Source organism: Paenibacillus sp. J31P13 (assembly GCF_056269295.1).
On the sequence record NZ_JBWDNR010000002.1, the window covers coordinates 107,722 to 126,134 of the forward strand.

At 42.6% G+C, this 18,413-nt stretch carries 16 protein-coding genes; 12 read left to right on the forward strand and 4 right to left on the reverse strand.

The window, feature by feature from the left end; translation table 11 throughout:
• Positions 1–660: 660 nt before the first annotated feature.
• The gene (locus tag AC0YOD_RS06540; RefSeq protein ID WP_475798476.1) at positions 661–1,338 is read right to left on the reverse strand and encodes a DNA-binding response regulator; all 678 of its coding nucleotides are present in this window, start codon (positions 1,336–1,338) and stop codon (positions 661–663) included.
• 1,091 nt (positions 1,339–2,429) lie between these two features.
• Entirely contained in the window at positions 2,430–3,653 is a 1,224-nt protein-coding gene (locus AC0YOD_RS06545; RefSeq protein WP_475798477.1) for an MFS transporter, read from the reverse strand.
• A 325-nt stretch (positions 3,654–3,978) separates the two neighbouring features.
• Between AC0YOD_RS06545 and AC0YOD_RS06550 the strand changes: the two genes are divergently transcribed.
• The 5 genes from AC0YOD_RS06550 (at position 3,979) to AC0YOD_RS06570 (ending at position 9,349) form a co-directional block, all read left to right on the forward strand.
• Positions 3,979–5,646, forward strand: a complete 1,668-nt coding sequence (locus tag AC0YOD_RS06550; protein WP_475798478.1) for a GspE/PulE family protein — start codon at positions 3,979–3,981, stop codon at positions 5,644–5,646.
• A 33-nt stretch (positions 5,647–5,679) separates the two neighbouring features.
• Positions 5,680–6,717, forward strand: coding sequence for a type IV pilus twitching motility protein PilT (locus AC0YOD_RS06555; RefSeq protein WP_475798479.1), 1,038 nt, complete (start codon positions 5,680–5,682; stop codon positions 6,715–6,717).
• A gap of 33 nt (positions 6,718–6,750) precedes the next feature.
• Positions 6,751–7,962, forward strand: a complete 1,212-nt coding sequence (locus AC0YOD_RS06560; protein WP_475798480.1) for a type II secretion system F family protein — start codon at positions 6,751–6,753, stop codon at positions 7,960–7,962.
• A gap of 172 nt (positions 7,963–8,134) precedes the next feature.
• Entirely contained in the window at positions 8,135–8,491 is a 357-nt protein-coding gene (locus AC0YOD_RS06565; RefSeq protein WP_475798481.1) for a prepilin-type N-terminal cleavage/methylation domain-containing protein, read from the forward strand.
• A gap of 90 nt (positions 8,492–8,581) precedes the next feature.
• Positions 8,582–9,349 carry a prepilin peptidase gene (locus tag AC0YOD_RS06570; RefSeq protein WP_475798482.1) on the forward strand — a complete coding sequence of 256 codons (768 nt, stop codon included), beginning with the start codon at positions 8,582–8,584 and terminating at the stop codon, positions 9,347–9,349.
• On the opposite strand, the gene AC0YOD_RS06575 is transcribed toward AC0YOD_RS06570, so the two are convergent.
• Positions 9,346–9,834, reverse strand: a complete 489-nt coding sequence (locus tag AC0YOD_RS06575) for a hypothetical protein (protein ID WP_475798483.1) — start codon at positions 9,832–9,834, stop codon at positions 9,346–9,348. The two genes, AC0YOD_RS06570 and AC0YOD_RS06575, sit on opposite strands and share 4 nt — an antisense overlap.
• Positions 9,835–9,853: 19 nt before the next feature.
• The gene (locus AC0YOD_RS06580; protein WP_475798484.1) at positions 9,854–10,309 is read right to left on the reverse strand and encodes a type IV pilus modification PilV family protein; all 456 of its coding nucleotides are present in this window, start codon (positions 10,307–10,309) and stop codon (positions 9,854–9,856) included.
• Positions 10,310–10,381: 72 nt separating this feature from the next.
• On the opposite strand from AC0YOD_RS06580, the gene AC0YOD_RS06585 reads away from it, so the two are divergent.
• The 7 genes from AC0YOD_RS06585 to hemG all read left to right on the forward strand — a co-directional run bounded on the left by AC0YOD_RS06585 (position 10,382) and on the right by hemG (position 18,348).
• Positions 10,382–12,325: a hypothetical protein gene (locus AC0YOD_RS06585; RefSeq protein ID WP_475798485.1), complete on the forward strand. Its 1,944-nt coding sequence runs from the start codon at positions 10,382–10,384 to the stop codon at positions 12,323–12,325.
• A 35-nt stretch (positions 12,326–12,360) separates the two neighbouring features.
• Entirely contained in the window at positions 12,361–13,401 is a 1,041-nt protein-coding gene (gene pilM / locus AC0YOD_RS06590; protein ID WP_475798486.1) for a type IV pilus biogenesis protein PilM, read from the forward strand.
• Positions 13,401–14,003, forward strand: a complete 603-nt coding sequence (locus tag AC0YOD_RS06595; RefSeq protein ID WP_475798487.1) for a hypothetical protein — start codon at positions 13,401–13,403, stop codon at positions 14,001–14,003. Before pilM ends, AC0YOD_RS06595 begins: the two co-directional genes overlap by 1 nt.
• A gap of 2 nt (positions 14,004–14,005) precedes the next feature.
• Positions 14,006–14,662, forward strand: coding sequence for a hypothetical protein (locus AC0YOD_RS06600; RefSeq protein ID WP_475798488.1), 657 nt, complete (start codon positions 14,006–14,008; stop codon positions 14,660–14,662).
• Positions 14,663–14,890: 228 nt separating this feature from the next.
• Entirely contained in the window at positions 14,891–15,961 is a 1,071-nt protein-coding gene (hemE, locus tag AC0YOD_RS06605; RefSeq protein WP_475798489.1) for a uroporphyrinogen decarboxylase, read from the forward strand.
• A complete protein-coding gene (gene hemH / locus AC0YOD_RS06610; protein ID WP_475798490.1) occupies positions 15,954–16,895 on the forward strand; it encodes a ferrochelatase in 942 nt (313 codons plus the stop codon). The genes hemE and hemH overlap by 8 nt, the downstream gene beginning before the upstream one ends.
• Before the next feature lie 19 nt (positions 16,896–16,914).
• Complete coding sequence (gene hemG / locus AC0YOD_RS06615; RefSeq protein WP_475798491.1) at positions 16,915–18,348, forward strand: protoporphyrinogen oxidase; 1,434 nt, start codon at positions 16,915–16,917, stop codon at positions 18,346–18,348.
• The last annotated feature ends 65 nt before the right edge of the window (positions 18,349–18,413 follow it).

An 18,413-nucleotide genomic window follows, 5' to 3' on the forward strand; every position in this document is an offset into this window, starting at 1 on the left:
ATTGCCATGAACTTTTTTTATTTAACAAACAGCTACCTGCAGTCCGCTGAAAATATATTGTTTCGAAATAAGTTACTCCACAAGCTAATCTTATAATCTTCATTCAATCACTAGCGATGACATTGGGGCTATATAAGCAGGGTAAAAGTAACTGTAGTCCGCTGAAAGCATCTTACTCAACAAGCTAAACTAATAAACTCCAACCAATCACTAGCCATGATACTGGAGCTATAAGCAGAGTAAAAGTAACTTAATGATCCTAGAAACTAGATGATCTCGGTTGACTACAGAAACTTATATAGAAACTAGATGAACTCATCGGACTACAGGTAACTCGCGGTTTTTAGGTAACTAATACATGAAATATGCTGGATTTTGATTATTGCAAGTAACCATTGAAAGTAACCTATTATTAAAATTCAATCATATTTGATGTTAAACAGCTTTAGTATTATATTTTGAAGCTAATAAGGTGGATTTGCCATCATTTAAGAGCTTAGTTTCAAAAATTGAAATAATGAGCATCGTATTGGCTAAATAATGGGTTAGTTTCTTTTGTTAATTTCATTTATTGAAATTAAAGTTGATTTAAGCTGCTTGTTTTGTAAGTTAGTATCAGAATATGAAATTAAAAAATACACTTTCGTGCTCCAGAGCTGCCTAATGGATAAAGGAACGCTTTGATGCTTCTAAGCCCCAAGAGTGAGTGCGAACAGCCCCTCCTTTTACAGACTTAATCCATTCATTTTTCTCAAGGTTACGAATATGCTGTCTTGCTGTATTGTGACAGCAATTCAAACTTGTTTTGATATCAGCGAGCTTAAACGGGCGTTCCAATCGTGAGGCTAGACGCATTATTTCACGTTCATAGACGTGCAAATCGTCAAACGAACCGGTATTACCAAATAATCTCCCCATCATCTGTTGGAGGAGTTGTTGCCATAGTCGAGGACGTTGCTCAATGTCATCATATCCTATACGGATTACAATCCAATTATCATTTGTCAAATGCATTTGACGAATCCACTGGTCACAAAATTGTTTGCGCGAAATATTTCGCAAATGCGTACCATACCCATCAACTTCAATTGCGATTTTTACATGTGAACGAATATATGCAAAATCCAAATAACGATATCCCTCGTTAAAGTCCTGTATTTCGTATTCTGGATGCAAATGCTGAAAGTGTCCGAAGGATGGCCACCAAATATGTCGGAGCATCATTTGTTCGGCATGACCATGTCCCTCTTTTAGTCTTCGATGCGCTTCTCCCTTGCGTCTTCCAATGTGTCCGGATAGCCAACGTGTATAAGAATCTTTAAATAATATTTCATTCAAATAATATCCCTCCAAGTTGTTGAAAATGAAAAAAGCGCCGCTCAAGCAGGAAGAGTTCCTGCATTGAGTGGCGCATGCTTTGCGTCCGAGTTTTCTGTTAATTGGAAATAAAATAACATAGATCGGTTGTTTAAGCAATCTGTTTTTTGTGCTCTTGAAGAGTTAGTTTCATAAATTGAAATTAACTCTTCAGATTATTAACTAATGTAGATCTTAGCTTCATTTTTTGAAATTATCCACTAGTCACTCTAGTTTTAGAGTGATGGAAAGGGCATTTAGTTTCAAATGTTGATCTTATCTTAAATCAAAACTCATCATTCTTCTGAATAGTATTATTTATTGAAACTAACCCGTGTTCTCACAATAAATTAAATAACATTAAATTGATAATCAATAAATCGAAAAGAAAAAAAGAGGCAAAAGAAGATGCAATAGAAGATACAGTAGAACGGATACTGAAGAAACAGCGGAAGTGGTAACTGAAAAGCAACACAAGAGACAACACAAGAGACAACACAAAAGACAACACAAAAGACAACACAAAAGACAACACAAGAGACAACACAAAAGACAACACAAAAGACAACACAAAAGACAACACAAAAGACAACACAAGAGACAACACAGAAGACAACACAAAAGACAACACAAAAGACGACACAAGAGACAACACAAGAGACAACATAAAAGACAGCACAAGAGACAGCACAAGAGGCTAAAGAAGGTGCAATAGAAGATACAGTAGAACGGATAACAGAAGAAACATCGGGTGAGGTAACTGAAAAGCAATAGAAGAGACAACAGAAGAAATTTCCGGAGAGTGATTTGAAGAGATAGCAGAAAATACAGTAGAGCGGATAACAGAAGAAACATCGGAAGAGGTAACTGAAAGAATCAGAATAGATATTGGATATGGTAACTGAAAAGCAACAGGAGAGACATTGGAAGAGGTATTTAAAGAGATAACAGATGAGATAACAAGTGAGATAACAGAAGATATAGCAGAGAGATAACAGAAGATATAGCGGAACGGTTAGCAGAATAGGTACCAAAAGAGGTAACTAAAAAAGAAAAGGACATGCGGGAGAAGTTTATTCTCCCGTACGTCCTTTTTGTTTGTTTGGCCGCTTTCGCAGCAGCGTTTGCCATACCCATATGGCGTTGGCGAAGAGCATAACGGCAGATAGGACGAACAGTCCTTGAAGACCGATCCAGCCGGATAATGCACCGCCGGTAATCGGGCCGATCATGTTGCCAAGGCTAAGCGTGCTGGTATTGAAGCTGTATGCGCGGCTTTCCATGCCATCGGGCGTGTATTGACGGATCAATGCGTTGACCGCCGGAATAAGACCGCCGAGAAAGATGCCAAGAAAAAAGCGCGCGATGAGCAGCTGCCAGACAGTGGTGGCAAGAGCCTGCGGGATGAAAGCGAGCGAAGCGCCAATTAACGAGACGCCAAGTACTCGTTCTGCCCCGACTCGATCACTTAACCTGCCGAGCAAAGGTGAGGCGACAAGGTTGGAGAGACCGGTTACTGATCCTACGAATCCAGCGAAAAAAGCCAGATTGGCGGTGGTGCCATGCAATTGCTGTACAAACAGCGGAATTTGCGTCATCGGACTCATCATCGCGAATTGGATGAGGAATGTGACCGTAAATAGAGCGAGCAGCTGAGGAATATGACTCAACTGGCGAAAGCCAGAGATGACAGAAACATGCTCCCTAGCAGCGGCTTTCATACGATCGAACGGTTCCTTAACGACAAATAAGGCAAGCATGGAAGCAGCAAATAAGAAGCCTCCAGTCAAATAGAAGATCGGCCTAAAACCGATCGTATCGGCAAGCAGCCCCCCAATAAGCGGACCAAGAATTGTTCCGGCAATACCGCCGGACTGTACGGTTCCCATTGCGAACCCTATACGATTCTTAGGCGTTGTTGCTGAAATTAGTGCGATAGAGGCGGGATTGAAGCCGGAAATCGTACCATTCAGCATACGAAGCAGCAGCAAATGCCAAGGATTAGTAGCGAAGCCCATGAGGACCATAACAATCGACATACCGAAGCCTGAGCGCAGCAGCATCATTTTCCGACCGTAACGGTCTGCCAGTTTACCCCAAATGGGTTGGAATATAAATGAGGTAATGAAGTTTCCGGCAAAAATAAAGCCCGCCCAAAGTCCGATCTCATGCGGATCGCTTAATCCTAAATCAAACTGCAAATAAAGTGACAAGAATGGAATGATCATTGTCATTCCAGCCATAACAAGAAACTGTCCGAACCACAATACAATCAGATTTTTTTTCCACTGTTCCATAGCCAAAGTATAGCACATTATTCCTTTTCATTTCTTGCAGACCCGTATTCAAGGAGAAGTGATTAGGAGGAAATACAACAAACGACAAGTTTTTTAAACAGAACGACAAAGCCTTTTTTTCAAAAATAGTTAGATTAGAGGATGGTTTTTGAAAATAGGGACAAATGAACCGATATATAGTTACATATACTTATTCCAAAATATAAAAATTAGTTCAAAAGTCATTGACACAACTTCCAATAATTGCTTTAATTAAAGCAAGTTTCATAGATTCACTAATTATTCTAGTACCAAAAGCAAATCTATTGATGGTTGGTGACAAATTATGTCAGGTGCTCGCAAGCGTATAGGTGATTTGCTGGTAGAGTCTGGTGTAATTACCCTGGAGCAACTGCAACTAGCGTTAGAGCAGCAACGGGAATTAAAGATGAGGCTCGGCGATGTGTTGGTCTCCAAAGGCTATATCACACAGCAACAATTTATTGAGGCATTGGAATTTCAGATCGGTATTCCACATGTACAAATATATCGTCAGAAAATTGACCCGAAAATCATTCAACTCATCTCTCAAAAGCTGGCTGATCAGCATTGTGTTTTGCCGCTTCGAATGGACGGCAATAAGCTGGTATTAGCCATGGCTGACCCCATGGATTACTTCGCTATAGACGAAATTCAAATCGCAACCGGATTAAGAGTAGAACCCGTCATTGCTTCAAAGGACGAGCTTGTTCGTTCGATAAGCCGCTTTTACGGATTACAAGATACGATTGAGCAAATTAGCCAGAATCTGCAAATGAAGGACATCGACGAGGAACATGCTATTCAGAATGAGGATTCGCCTGTCGTCAAAACCGTAAACCAAGTTATTGTACAAGCCGTTCAACTAGGCGCGAGCGATATTCATTTGGATCCGCAGGCCGACAGCTTCCGCATTCGGTATCGTGTGGATGGCGTCATGCGAACGGAAAGAACGCTTCCTCCAAATATGCACGGCATTATTGTAGCTCGAATCAAGATTATGGCCAATTTAAATGTTGCTGAACGAAGACTTCCACAGGATGGACGGGTTGAGCTCGACATTGATTACCGTAAGGTAGACATCCGTGTATCAACTTTGCCAACCATTCATGGTGAGAAGGTAGTAATCCGCGTTTTGGACCTTGGCAATTCTCTTGCGGATATTTCGAAGTTAGCTTTATCAGAGCGAAATGAAATCACGTTTCGCAAAAGCATCGAAATGGCTAATGGGGTTGTGCTCATTACGGGCCCAACAGGCAGTGGTAAATCAACGACACTCTATTCTGCACTTGCACATCTTAACCGAGAAGACGTGAACATTATTACTGTGGAGGATCCCGTTGAGTTTCAGCTTGAAGGGGTAAACCAAGTTCAAGTTAACCCGCTTACTGGACTAACGTTTGCGAGAGGCTTGAGGGCTATTTTGCGACAAGATCCGAACATCGTGATGCTCGGAGAAATTCGTGATACGGAGACGGCCGAAATATCGGTGCGAGCTGCTATGACAGGTCATCTTGTTCTAAGCACACTTCATACGAATAATGCTGTAAATTCCATCACGCGATTAATTGATATGGGCGTAGAGCCGTTTCTCATTTCGTCTGCGGTGAATTGTATCGTTGCGCAGCGTCTTGTTAGACGAATCTGCAAGCACTGCAAACAGCCTTATATTCCAACAGAAAACGAGTTAGAACTGATATCCAGTCATGGTATACATACGGAACAATTATTCAAAGGTGCTGGATGCGGGGAATGCGGTCGAACAGGCTACAAGGGACGATTGGCGATTCATGAGGTACTGCTTGTAGATAATGAGCTTCGATCCATGATCATTTCGAAGCGTTCTGACAATGAATATTATGAGTACGCGCTTAAGATGGGCATGATTCCTATTTTAGTTGATGGACTCAGCAAGGCGGTTAAGGGAGATACAACAGTAACTGAGGTGTTCCGTGTACTTGGACAGGGAGAGTAAGAGGCAGAAGGTTGACAGGAAGGGTGCTTTATCATGCAAGCGGAGGAATTGCTTTATTTGGCTCATTCAAAACTAGCATCAGATATTCATATAACCGTTAATTCACCTGTCATTTTTCGTATTCATGGAGAATTAGTGCCCGTTAATGATACCCTGCTGAAGCCGATTGACACAATGGAGCTGGCAAAACAACTGATGACAGATGAGAGATTTGAGACGCTGCAGCTAAATGGTGACGTTGACTTTTCTTACGGCATTGCTGGTCTTGCAAGATTTCGAATAAATGCCTATAAGCAGCGGGGAAGCATTGGTCTCGCTATACGAATCGTACCAAGCCGAATACCGTCGATGGAAGAGCTGCGCTTGCCGCGAATCGCGACGGATTTTGCCAAAAAACCGCATGGGCTCCTTCTAGTCACAGGACCTACCGGCAGCGGTAAATCAACGACACTAGCATCGATTATCGAGCATTTGAATCAAACAGAAAATGCTCATATTATTACGCTGGAAGACCCTATCGAGTTTATTTATGATCATAAGAAATCAATGGTTAATCAACGTGAGATTGGACTGGATACACCTTCGTTCTCGAATGGATTGAGGGCAGCGCTTCGGCAGGACCCGGATATTGTGCTGGTAGGAGAAATGCGAGATTTGGAGACGATTAGTACGGCAATCAGCGCCGCAGAAACGGGACATCTCGTATTCGGAACTTTGCATACAGCAGATGCACCGCAAACGATTGACCGAATCATTGATGTATTCCCGCCTGCGATGCAAGCACAGATTCGAATCCAGCTTGCAGCTGTATTAATCGGTGTCATTGCGCAGCGATTGCTGCCGAAAGCAAGCGGCAAAGGAAGAACAGCTTCGTTCGAGGTGCTAGTAAATTCTCCTGCTGTTGCCAATCTGATTCGTACAGAAAAGGTTTATCAGATACGTTCGGTCATGCAGACAGGCCGCGCTCAAGGGATGCAGACGATGGAATTTGCTTTGCGTGATCTAGTTCAGCAAGGGATGGTTACGGTAGAAGACGCGCGAGAAATGCTTTTCGGCTACGGTGAACTTTAAGGTAAGCCATGTCAGTGTTAGGGAGGTGGTACGATGCCGAAATTTCGTTACAAGGCGGTTACATCTAGCGGAAAGAAGTCCATAGGGATTTTAGAAGCCAATAATATGCAGAGAGCTCGTGAGACACTGAGCGATAAGGGCTTATGGGTTACTGAAATATTAAATACCAATGAGACAACGTTATACAAAGACATCTCTTTCGGCGGTCCGCGAGTCAAAATGGATCAGTTTACGGTTTTTTGCAGACAGCTGGCGACGATGTATCGTGCTGGTGTCAGCTTGGTGGAGTCGATTCAAATATTAAGCGAGCAGACAGCTAGCAAAACGTTATCCAAGCTGTTGATTGCGATCGCTGAAGAGATGAGAGCGGGCAAGCAGTTTTCTGACTCAGTTTCTGCCTATCCGACGGTGTTCACGCCAGTCTTCGTAAGCATGGTTCAAGCCGGTGAAGCGGCAGGTAATCTGGATTTGATGCTTGAGCGTCTTGCGGTCTTTTTCGAAAAGGAACGCAATACGAGGGAAAAGGTAAAATCAGCAATGGTGTATCCAACCGTTATGCTCGTCATGATGGTAGTTGTTGTTATTTTTATGATGATATTCGTTATCCCTCAGTATGCGCTTAGCTTTGAAGGAATGGGCATCGAGCTGCCGCTCCCAACTCGAATCGTTATGGCAGTGAGCGAATTCACACAAAGCTACTGGTATGTAGTCATCGCATTGTTGTTCGTGCCTTCTCTATTATGGAAACTAGCTCGTCGGACGCAAGTAGGGAGACAGCGAGTGGATTATCTTTTGCTAAAGATACCGGTATTTGGAACCTTGTGGCATAAGCAAGCAATTGCTCGCTTTTCACGGACATTCAGTTCCCTTATTGCAGCAGCAATCCCACTTATGCAGGGCTTGACCATCGTTTCCAATGTAGTAGGCAATGAAGCGATTGGCAAGGTGATCTCTGATATACGAGAAAAAGTGTTAAGTGGGGAAACGATGTCCGAACCGCTCAAGCAATCCAAGCTATTCCCGCCAATGGTCGTGCAGATGCTTGCCATCGGGGAACGTTCAGGCGCCACTGAGAGCATGTTGGACAAGGTCGCGGATTTCTATGAGGCAGATGTGGATCAAATGGCAGATCGTTTAAAAGCGCTTTTGGAGCCGCTCATGATTGTGTTGCTGACAGGTGTCGTAGGCGTCATCGTAATGGCTGTTATGATGCCGACCTTTAAAATGATGCAAAGCTATTTGTAAGCCGTAATGCAGGATTAGTAGAGTTTGAGATTTGAAGCAAGCAGGCAGATGAAAGTATAGGAGAAAACCCTCTGAGCATAGATGTACCCCTTGCTCAGAGCAGCTTTATCGTATTGCTGAATTTGGTTTTATGGTTTACAAATATTTTTTCAAAATTGAGAGGAGAATGTTTATGTTAATGGCATTGAAACGGAATCAAAAAGGTCTAACACTTATCGAGTTGCTTGCAGTTCTAGTTATTGTGGGGATTATTGCGGCTATTGCTATTCCGGCTATTGGGAATACAATTGATAAGTCTAAAACTAAAGCAGACACGGCAAGTGAGCAAATGATTCAAGAGGCTGCACTTCGTTACTTAATTGATAATGAAGGAGATACTACATCAAAAGGATCTGATCTTGCTATTACAGATTTGGTGACTTCTGGATACCTTGATGTAGCTCCAAAATTTAATAAAGGCGGGGTAAGAACAATAAAAGCAGTAAAGACAGGTGATGTTTGGAAAGTTACTATTGAAAAAACAACTTAAACATAATTGTGGTAATTATATTATAGAAAGGCAACCCCACCAGGGTTGCCTTTCTATAAATTTCTCTAGCAAGGACGGGATGATATGACAGTGGCAGGCATAATTGCATTCGCTTTATTTGGGCTGCTTCTTAGTGGTCTATTCAACGCTGTCGCCATACGTTGGGATAATCGTCTGCTATCGACTTATCCACCTACTTACGACCTTTATGCTAAAGAGAAGCCTAAGCCCTATGCAGTCCTTCCGTTGTTAAATATTCTAATCTCGAAGTTTAAACCCTCAACTAGAAGCCAATCAATTGTTTGGCGTTATCTAGCAGGTGATTTCATAACTGCACTTTTATTCGCCTATTCAGCCTATTACTTAGGCTGGCAACTCGAACTTCTCGCTCTATTATTTTTTATTTCTATCCTCACCATCATCGTACAAACAGACCTGACCGATATGATTATTCCAAATAAAGTGGTGCTCGTTGGTGTGTTCGGGGCATTATTAATCCGTATACTTGTGCATCCGCTTCCGATGTTAAATTACGTTATTGCCGCGCTAGCAGGCAGCGGTGCATTGCTGGTCATTGGTTTGATCGGCAGTTTGGTACTAAAGAAGGAGACTATGGGTGGAGGAGATATCAAGCTTTATGTATTCATTGGCTTGATTTTAGGTATTAAACTCACCTTGCTCAGTCTGTTTCTCGCCAGTTTATTTGGATTAATCGGGGGAATCGCAATGATGGTGACTGGGGTACATGCAAAGGGCAAAACGATACCGTTCGGCCCCTATATAGCCTTAGGAGCGTTAGCGGCTTATTACTGGGGGAACGGCCTCATTCAATGGTACTTATCTTTATTATCTTTTTAATTATTACGTTGGGTCGTGTAGACGATCGTCGATGTTTCTTGTGTTTGTTTGTTCGGCAGATTCATTTCCAGCTTAACTTCAATCCGGCCATCAAGTGCTACGAACAAAATACTTTCAACATGGTTAGAGAGTGTGAAGGTGGAAGTGGGCCGTGTTGTTCCCGTTGGCGTGGTGGTTACGGTCAGTGATTTGGCTGAGCTGTCGTAGATATAATCTACTGTTTCTTCACCGTTTATGAGACGCAAATTGCTGGAGCTGCTTGTTAAAGGGGATGGAATATAGCCCTTGCGAACCATTTTGACAACCTGACTCATAATTTCACGTGATTCCTGAAGTGTCGTTTCACGCGCTGATACTTGCTTAAGGCTTGTACTCGAGTAATTTAGCAAATAAATCAAAAATCCCAATATAACGACTGTTAGTACGAGCACTCCCGTTACTTCTACGAGCGTAAGACCTTTTTCATTTTTTGCGAATCGGTACATCTTCTCACCTCGTCTCTAACTATTTGTATTCTACATAAGCTTCTAGTTCAAATTGCTTAGATGTCGTTAAATCTTTACAGATAACGATTATTCGCCTGAAGACATTATCCAAATTATAAGGAGTGGCTGTTGCTACAGGTATGGTACCTAGTGATGCATCATAAGCTTGGGCTTTAAGCTCATAACGGCGGTCAGTATTGCTAGGGTAGTAGATAGTAACAGATGATAGATTCCGCAAGTTTGCAAGAGAAACAGCTTGTCCTTGAACGGTTGTTTCCGCTTGATTTGACTTCAGCTTGCTCTTTATTTCCTCCATGAGATTTCTCGTAATGACAACCGATTGATCCGTCTTTTCATTGGATTTCGTATCTATGGTCGATTGCTGCAGGACGTATGTAATAACAAGAACTGCGATACCCAGCAAAACAATTGAGCCCATAACCTCGACCAATGTTAATCCCTTTTGATTTCGCATATGGCACCCCTTTATAGGAAAATAGTCGCATTGATTTATTCATAGAATAATATGACAAGGGAGGAAATGGCAATGATTAAATGTTTTGGATCAGAAAAAGGCGGCACCTTGATGCTCGTTTTTGGATTCATTATTATGATTTCCTTCGTTTTAGTCCCATTAGCCATGAGTACAAATATTGGTCTTCTGCAAGCCAAAACAAATGCGAATGCTGAAAAATCATTCACAGAAGCTCATTCGGGCATGACTATTTTTGCTAGACTGTACGAGGATATGAAAAAAGAAGATGAATCTCGCAATACAGCTGAGGTCATCAATGGGTTGATTTTACAAGTTAACAATATGCCTCAGCTTGATGTAGATGTAAAGTTAGTAACGAACAGTGCTAATAAACCTATTGCAGTCACCTTCGAATCTGATGCGGGGATTGGCAATCAGGTTAGGACAAGCAAAGTGAGATACAATTTGGAGACGCTATATATACCCCCATCCACACCAGGGCCAGTATCAACGCCAACACCATCTCCAACACCGGTACCAACAACGACACCGCCAGTCCCGACAGTAGGTCAAAAGGTGCTGCTCAAAAATACGACAGCAAAGGAAAATAATAAATTATTTGCTGCCTGCTACTATTCCCCTGCAACGGGAGAGCCTTTGCCGCCAGAGCATTTCTTGAATGCATTTGATGATACGCAGTTTCAAGGCTGGTTTGGCAGTACAGCGGATTACTATTTAAATCATGCTTCATCTGCAATAAGGGATGCTTTCCAAAATGTCTTCACTGATAACCGATTCCAGCAGGTTGCTGATCTTGACAGTAACGTTACAACAACTAGTGAATTATCCAAATGGGAATCAGGTGCAGCGATAAACCATCCCGGAAAAGTTAATATTAGCGGATCTCCTACTACCGAAATAACAAAGGATACGGTCATAGAGGCTGATCTGAGTGGCAATTCTCTTGTTGCAACGGGTGATCTTGAATTCAAGGATATCGTCAACGCACAGATGCTGTTTAAGGGCGATGTTCGCGTGGGCGGCAATTTGATTGTTAGAGAGGTAAAAAACGCGAAGAGTATAAGCTTCAATAAAAATGTACTTGTTAAAGGCAATGTAACCCTCGGCAGCGGCGGGACAATTGATACGATAGTCGTTGAAGGTGATTTGATTGTCGGAGGAAATTTAACGTTTAGCAATACACTTAAGAAACTGGTTGTCAAAGGCGATCTGATTGTAAATGGAAATATATATATCAACTACCCTATATCGATATGGCAGGTCAACGGAGGAATAGTCGTTAAAGGAAATATTATTGCAACAAACGGCGTAACTAGCTTTGACATAAAAAAAAGTGTTGCCGTTCAAGGCAATATGCTCTTTTATAATCCTGTTGCTGAGCATGTCGACGGAGTTCGTGGGTTGTTTTCAGTTGGCGGCACCTTAAAGGTGAATGGACAGCTTGATTTCTGGAATACCGTATACGGATTTCAAGTGGGAGAAGACGTCATTGTAAATAAAAGTCTTACTTTCCACAGTACCATAAATAAAGATTTCCTAGTTCAGGGTTCTATTCTCGTTAAGGGGGATTTTTCCTTGAAAAATACAGTTTATGATTTTAATGTGCTAGGCAATCTGGTCACAGAAGGCAATTTTATTGTTGGGAGCACACTCGAGAAAACCTTTAGTGTAGGTGGCTCACTCGTTGCTAAAGGGGATATTGGATTCCAAAACACAGTAAAAGAGGGAACTGTTATAAAGATAGGAGAGAATCTGATAACGAAGTCGAATTTGAAGTTTAATGATTGGACGCTCAAAGGTAGTCTTGATATCGGCAATATGCTTTTGGTATTTAAAGACGCGACACTTCAGGATATGAATAAAACCTGGACGAACAATCAAATGAAGGGCTTTTATGTTGGAGGAACAACAAAATTTAATGATGAGTATGCTAAGGGTCACTATGTAACAGGTTTAGTTAACGGTACCAATCAAGAACGTATTTGTATCAAATAAACGGGACACCATGCACAGCCTTAAGGGGGATTCCAGTGAGACAATCCATACTGCGTAAACTATCGAGCAGCCATCAGACGCTGGGCATTGAGATTACCGACAGTTCTGTAAAGATCTGTGAGGTACAACAAAAAGGGAAATTAGGCGTTCGTGTATTGAACTATGGCTCAGCGCCCTTGCCTCAAGATATTGTTGAGGATGGCAAAATTAAAGATAAGGATAAACTGCAAGAACTCATAAAAGCACTTCTCGAAAGCAATAAATTCAATTCAAAATATGTACACTTCGCTATTCCAAGCCAGACGGTAATGGTAAGGAGCTTTAAGCTTCCAGATCTCGTACATCTGGAGCTCAAAAAGCTTGTGCAATTTGAGATGAAAAATAATTTAAGTCTTGCTTTTGATAACCCTTACTATGACTTTATTAAGCTGCCGAAGCAGCCGAGAGTTGCAGCAGTTGGACCAGAACAAGAGGATAATCTATGTGATGTGCTCGTTGTCGCTGCGCCGATGAACATTTTACAGGACTATGTTGATATTTTTGAGGCGTTAAAGCTCGTACCATGCAGCATTGAAATAAAGCCATTCTCTTTGCTGCGATTGATCGAGTGGAGCCCTCTCGTGTCTGACGGTATCAATTTGATCGTGAATGTTAATGAGCTAAATAGCGAAATAACGATAGTGGAGGAAGGCAGCTTTAAAATAACCCGAAATGTCGAGGTTTCCTTTAAATCTTGGGTCAACGAGGACCGTTCAGAAAAAAATGAATGGCTGGATAATTTTTCGAGTCCTGAACAGACCTTCCAAAACGCTGCGCAGGATTTGATTGGTGAGCTTGAACGGTTAATGAATTTCTATTATTACACATTAAATAAAGGCGATAAGTCCTTCCAGTCCATTCTGCTCTCAGGTGATATTCCACAGTTGGATAAGCTGGCGGCATTGATGGATGAAAGCTTGAATCCACAAGTGATAACCTATCATTGGGATTTGTTGAGCGTTGAAAATGTCGATGCAGGCTGGCATGTTCCAACTTATGCGGTACCGCTTGGTTTGGCATTAAGGGGGAAGGAGTAATGAAATCTATTAATTTATTGCCTCCTAAGAAAAATACCAGCTCTCAAAACCCTAAGCTTATGCCTCTGATGCTAGTAATAACCATATTATTGCTTGGCGCGCAAATGTTTTATTACATGTCTTGGTCTGCTAAGGCGAAGGAAGCGGAGCAGGAAGTTATAAGACTGGATCAACAGATCAGGGAGATTACAGCTAATGGTGATCTAAAGATCAAGGTGGAAGGGTATAAGCAAGCGGAACAAATGATTGATCAGCTTCAAAATTCCCGTCAGGAGTGGAAGCCGTATTTGAAAGTCATCATTGGTTATTTGCCTAAAACGACCAAAATTGTCAGTATTGATGCTCAGGAAGAAACGAAGTTAAAAATGGAATTGGATTTTAAGGAAGCAACCGAAATTATTACTTATTTGAAGAAGTTGGAGAATGCTGACGAGCTAAAAGAGGTTAAGGTGACCTCCTATTACAAAAAGGTAGATGATCAAGAGACTTCTGAATCGGTACCTTCCACGAATGACGACGAAATTGAGATAAAAAAGGTTAGAAAAGAAGTATATAAGCTATTGCTGGACATTGAGCTATCCCAAGAAAAAGGAGCTCAGTAATGATGGAATTGAAGCTGAAAGACCTCAATGTATGGAAACAGTCACTTAGTCGATTTCAATTGATCTTTATTGCAGCTATCGCAGGTTTGATCGTAATAAATGCAGCGGTCCTATTTATCTATTTATTGCCCCAGCATGATACGTTGAAGCAGGCGAGAGATACGCTGACCGAAAAAAACATTTCTCTGGAAAATGTTCAAAGCCAGTATACCAATGAAAAAATTTCGGATGAGCAAATAGAAAAATTGCTAGTGCGTGTGCCAGTGAGTAGATTGGATTCGGATAATCTTATTTTTTTATCCGATATTTCTTACTATTCGCAAGCGCCTCTAGCTTATGTGAAGCAGGCATCTGGCAGTGAGCAGGAAGCTGCTCAAGGCAGTGACACAACTGCCGAAACGGTGAAGACTAATTTTGAGGTACAGGTTGTAGGTCATTTGGAAAACTTATTGCTCTACATTGATAATTTACATAAATACGAGCGACTGTATGCTTTGAAAACGTGGACGATGACGGAGCTTACTAGCGAGGCAATAAATAAGGACTATCCTAACTTATTTCAGGAATTTCCAGCTATGAGCAAGGACAAGCCCCTACTTTCTTTGCATATGAAAATTGAATCTTATATTCTTCCGCAGTATGCCGAAACGTTCAAGTAATGCAAAAATACGCTAAGCAGCATCGAAATAGATAACTTTTTTCATGGAGTTCATTGCGACTCTAATGAAGAAGTTATCTTTTTTTAGCCGAAATTCACACATCTTTCATGCAACAGGCACGCTTTTGTCATACTATTGTCATAGGAAATACATTAGCGCAGGTTGTTAGGGCAGAGGAAAAAGGGCATAATGAAAGCATAGCAAAATACATAGAAATGGGGAACGGGAATGTCTTATAACGACCGTTTCATACGGGCATGCCAGAAGGAAGAAGTAGATCGGGTACCTGTATGGTACATGCGGCAGGCAGGACGTTATGATCCTGATTATCGTAAAATAAAAGAAAAATATTCACTACTTGAAATATGCAAGCAGCCAGAGCTGGCAGCAGAGGTAACGATGATGCCTGTTAATAAGCTCGGCGTTGATGCAGCAATCCTGTATTCAGACATTATGAATCCAGTTGCATCAATCGGTATTGATTTCGATATTGTAGCCAACATTGGTCCCGTAATTGCGAACCCTATACGCTCAGCAGCGGACATTGAACGTCTAAAGCCGATCGATGTTGAGGGAGATTTGGGACATGTTCTAGAAACGATTCGTATTTTGGATCGTGAGCTTGAGGTTCCTCTTATTACCTTTGCAGGAGCCCCATTTACGATTGCAAGCTATTTAATAGAAGGAAGACCTTCGAAAAATTACTTGCGGACAAAAGAAATGATGTATAGCGAACCTGAGATGTGGCATGAGCTTATGCGTAAGCTAGGCGATATGGTCATTACATATGTACGTGCGCACATAGAAGCGGGCGGAAAAGCCTTTCAGCTGTTTGACAGCTGGGTTGGTGCACTCGCTCCAGCTGATTTCCGAAAGTTTGTACTTCCGACGATTGAGCGGATTTTTACAGAACTATCGGATTTGCAGCAGCCAAAAATTTATTTCCCGGGTGTGAGTTCAGGTGAATTGCTGCCAGAACTGCATGATGTGAAAGCAAATGTAATTGGACTGGATTGGCGCGTATCTATTGCTGAGGGCAGACGTAGACTGGATAATGGCTTTGCCGTACAAGGGAATCTAGATCCTACCATTCTTACTGCTCCGATTAGCGTAATCGAATCCTATGCCAAAGAAATTATTGATAGCGGCATTCAAGAATCTGGCTTTATTTTCAATCTTGGACATGGCTTATTCCCTGAAGCATCGTTAGAGAAGCTGGCTCAGCTTACAGCGTTTGTTCATTCCTATTCCGAGACAGCCATTGCGGCGAAAATCAAGAAGGAGGCAAGTCATGTCTGAGCATAAAGCAGAGCAAATCGGCGTACTTGTAATGTCCTATGGAACACCCCAATCAATGGATGATGTGGAAGCTTACTACACGCATATTCGCCGCGGCAACGCTCCAACTCCTGAACTGCTTGCAGAGCTTAAAGGACGTTATGAGGCTATCGTTGGCGGAGTGTTTCCATTAAGAGAAAATACGAACGGACAAGTTGCAGGCTTGCAGGATAAGCTGGAGCAGCTTGCTCCTGGAAAATTTACTTGCTATCAAGGTTTAAAGCATGCAAAGCCCTACATTGAAGATGGTGTGGAGCTGATGGCGAAGGACGGCATTAAGAAAGCTGTCGGTATCGTGTTGGCCCCGCATTTTTCAACGATGAGTGTTGGGAGCTATATTAAGCGTGCACAAGAGAAAGCATCAGAGCTTGGGATTGAAATGGAATTCGTGAAGCAATATCACCTGCATCCGAAGTTGCTTAAGGCGCTTACTGAACGAGTAGAGGACGGCTTGCGCAGACTAGTAGAAACGACTGGCGGAGAAGAGAACGTGAAAGTACTCTTCAGCGCACATAGTTTGCCGGTGAAAATCCGTGAAGTTGGCGATCCTTACGAGCAACAGCTCCTTGAAACATCTGAAGCAGTTGCCAAGGCCGCTAACGTGAAGGATTGGCAGTTTACATGGCAAAGCGCAGGTCGCACAAGAGATCCATGGCTTGGACCGGATATTCTTGAAACGCTTCCTGTTCTAGCTGAAGAAGGTGTAAAAGCCATTCTCGTTGCACCGGTTGGCTTTGTATCCGATCATTTAGAAGTGTTATATGATCTGGATATAGAAGCACAAGCGGCATCGAAAGAGCTTGATATTACAATAGACAGAATTGCGATGCTTAATCGTGATCCATTATATATGGAAACATTGGCTGAGTCGGTTATTGAGGCTTTGAACAGCTAAGGAAAGAAGGATGAATGAGATGCGGAGAATCGGAAACCCTGATCGAATTGTCATTATTGGCGGAGGGATCAGCGGACTGAGCTCCGCTTTTTATTTGCAGCGGGAAGCGGAGCGTTTAGGCAAGGAGATTGAAATCACTATCGTAGATGGTGCTCCTGCCTTGGGCGGAAAAATAAATACGCTGCAGCGTGACGGATTTGTCATCGAGAAAGGGCCGGATTCTTTTTTGGCGCGCAAACTCGCCATTATGGATTTGGCTAAGGAGCTTGGGCTGGAGAATGAGCTGACAAGCACGAATCCGGAAGCAAAAAAGACATACATTATGCATGAACGGAAGCTGCACCCGATGCCTCCAGGCTTAGTGCTGGGTGTACCAACTGAACTAGGACCTTTTATGAAGACAGGCTTACTGTCATGGGGTGGAAAGCTGCGCGCAGCAATGGATTTGGTATTGCCGGCTCGCAAAGAAGTTGGGGATGAATCGCTTGGCGGATTCCTTGAGCGCCGTGTAGGCAATCAAGTGATGCGGCGTATTGCGGAACCGCTCCTTGCTGGTATCTATGCGGGTGATTTGAAAAAACTAAGTCTGCAAGCAACATTCCCCCAATTTGCAGCATCGGAACGCAAACATGGCAGCCTTATTCGCGGTATGCAGCACAATCGCAAGGCCAGTGCTTCTGCGCCGCTTCCAGCCGCAGCTAAGGGAGGCACCTTCCTAACATTCAAGGGTGGACTTTCTACCATTGTAAATGCGCTTGATGAAGCTTTAAGCGGTGTGCAAAGACGTCTTGGCACGAAGGTAACGGAAATTCAGAAGACGAATTCAAACGAGGAGTCAACGGGTCGTTATGAAGTGGTTCTGGAGGACGGCGAACGGCTGCAGGCTGATCGCATCGTGATGACAGCACCTGCATATAATGCAGCTGATTTGCTTGAGCCGCTAACCAAATGTCAGGAGCTAAGAGCCATTAACTACGTATCTGTAGCCAATGTTGTATTGGCATTTGATAAAGCCACTTTTGGACTCCAATTCGATGGCTCTGGTTTTCTTGTGCCGCATTCAGAAGGCATGCATATTACAGCATGCACGTGGACATCAACGAAATGGCTTCACACAAGCCCTGATGATAAGGTACTGCTTCGATGCTATGTTGGACGATCGGGTGCGGAGGAGAGCGTTAAGCTTCCAGACGCCGAGCTTATTAAAGTGGTTCGCAGAGATATAGAGGAATCGATGGGCATCAAAGCCGAACCAATTTTCACAGAGATAACAAGATTATACCGCTCTATGCCGCAATATCCTGTCGGTCATTTAGAGAATGTCAAACGCCTTCGTGCAAGACTAGAGCAGGAGCTTCCGGGTGTATGGATTACAGGAGCAGCGTTTGATGGTGTGGGTCTGCCCGATTGTATTCGACAAGGCAAGGAAGCAGCAGCGGCTATTTTAAAATAAAGCTTCACAACTTTCACCCCAAGTGAGTTAAAAATTGCTATAATGGGAGAGTCTTTATTCTATTA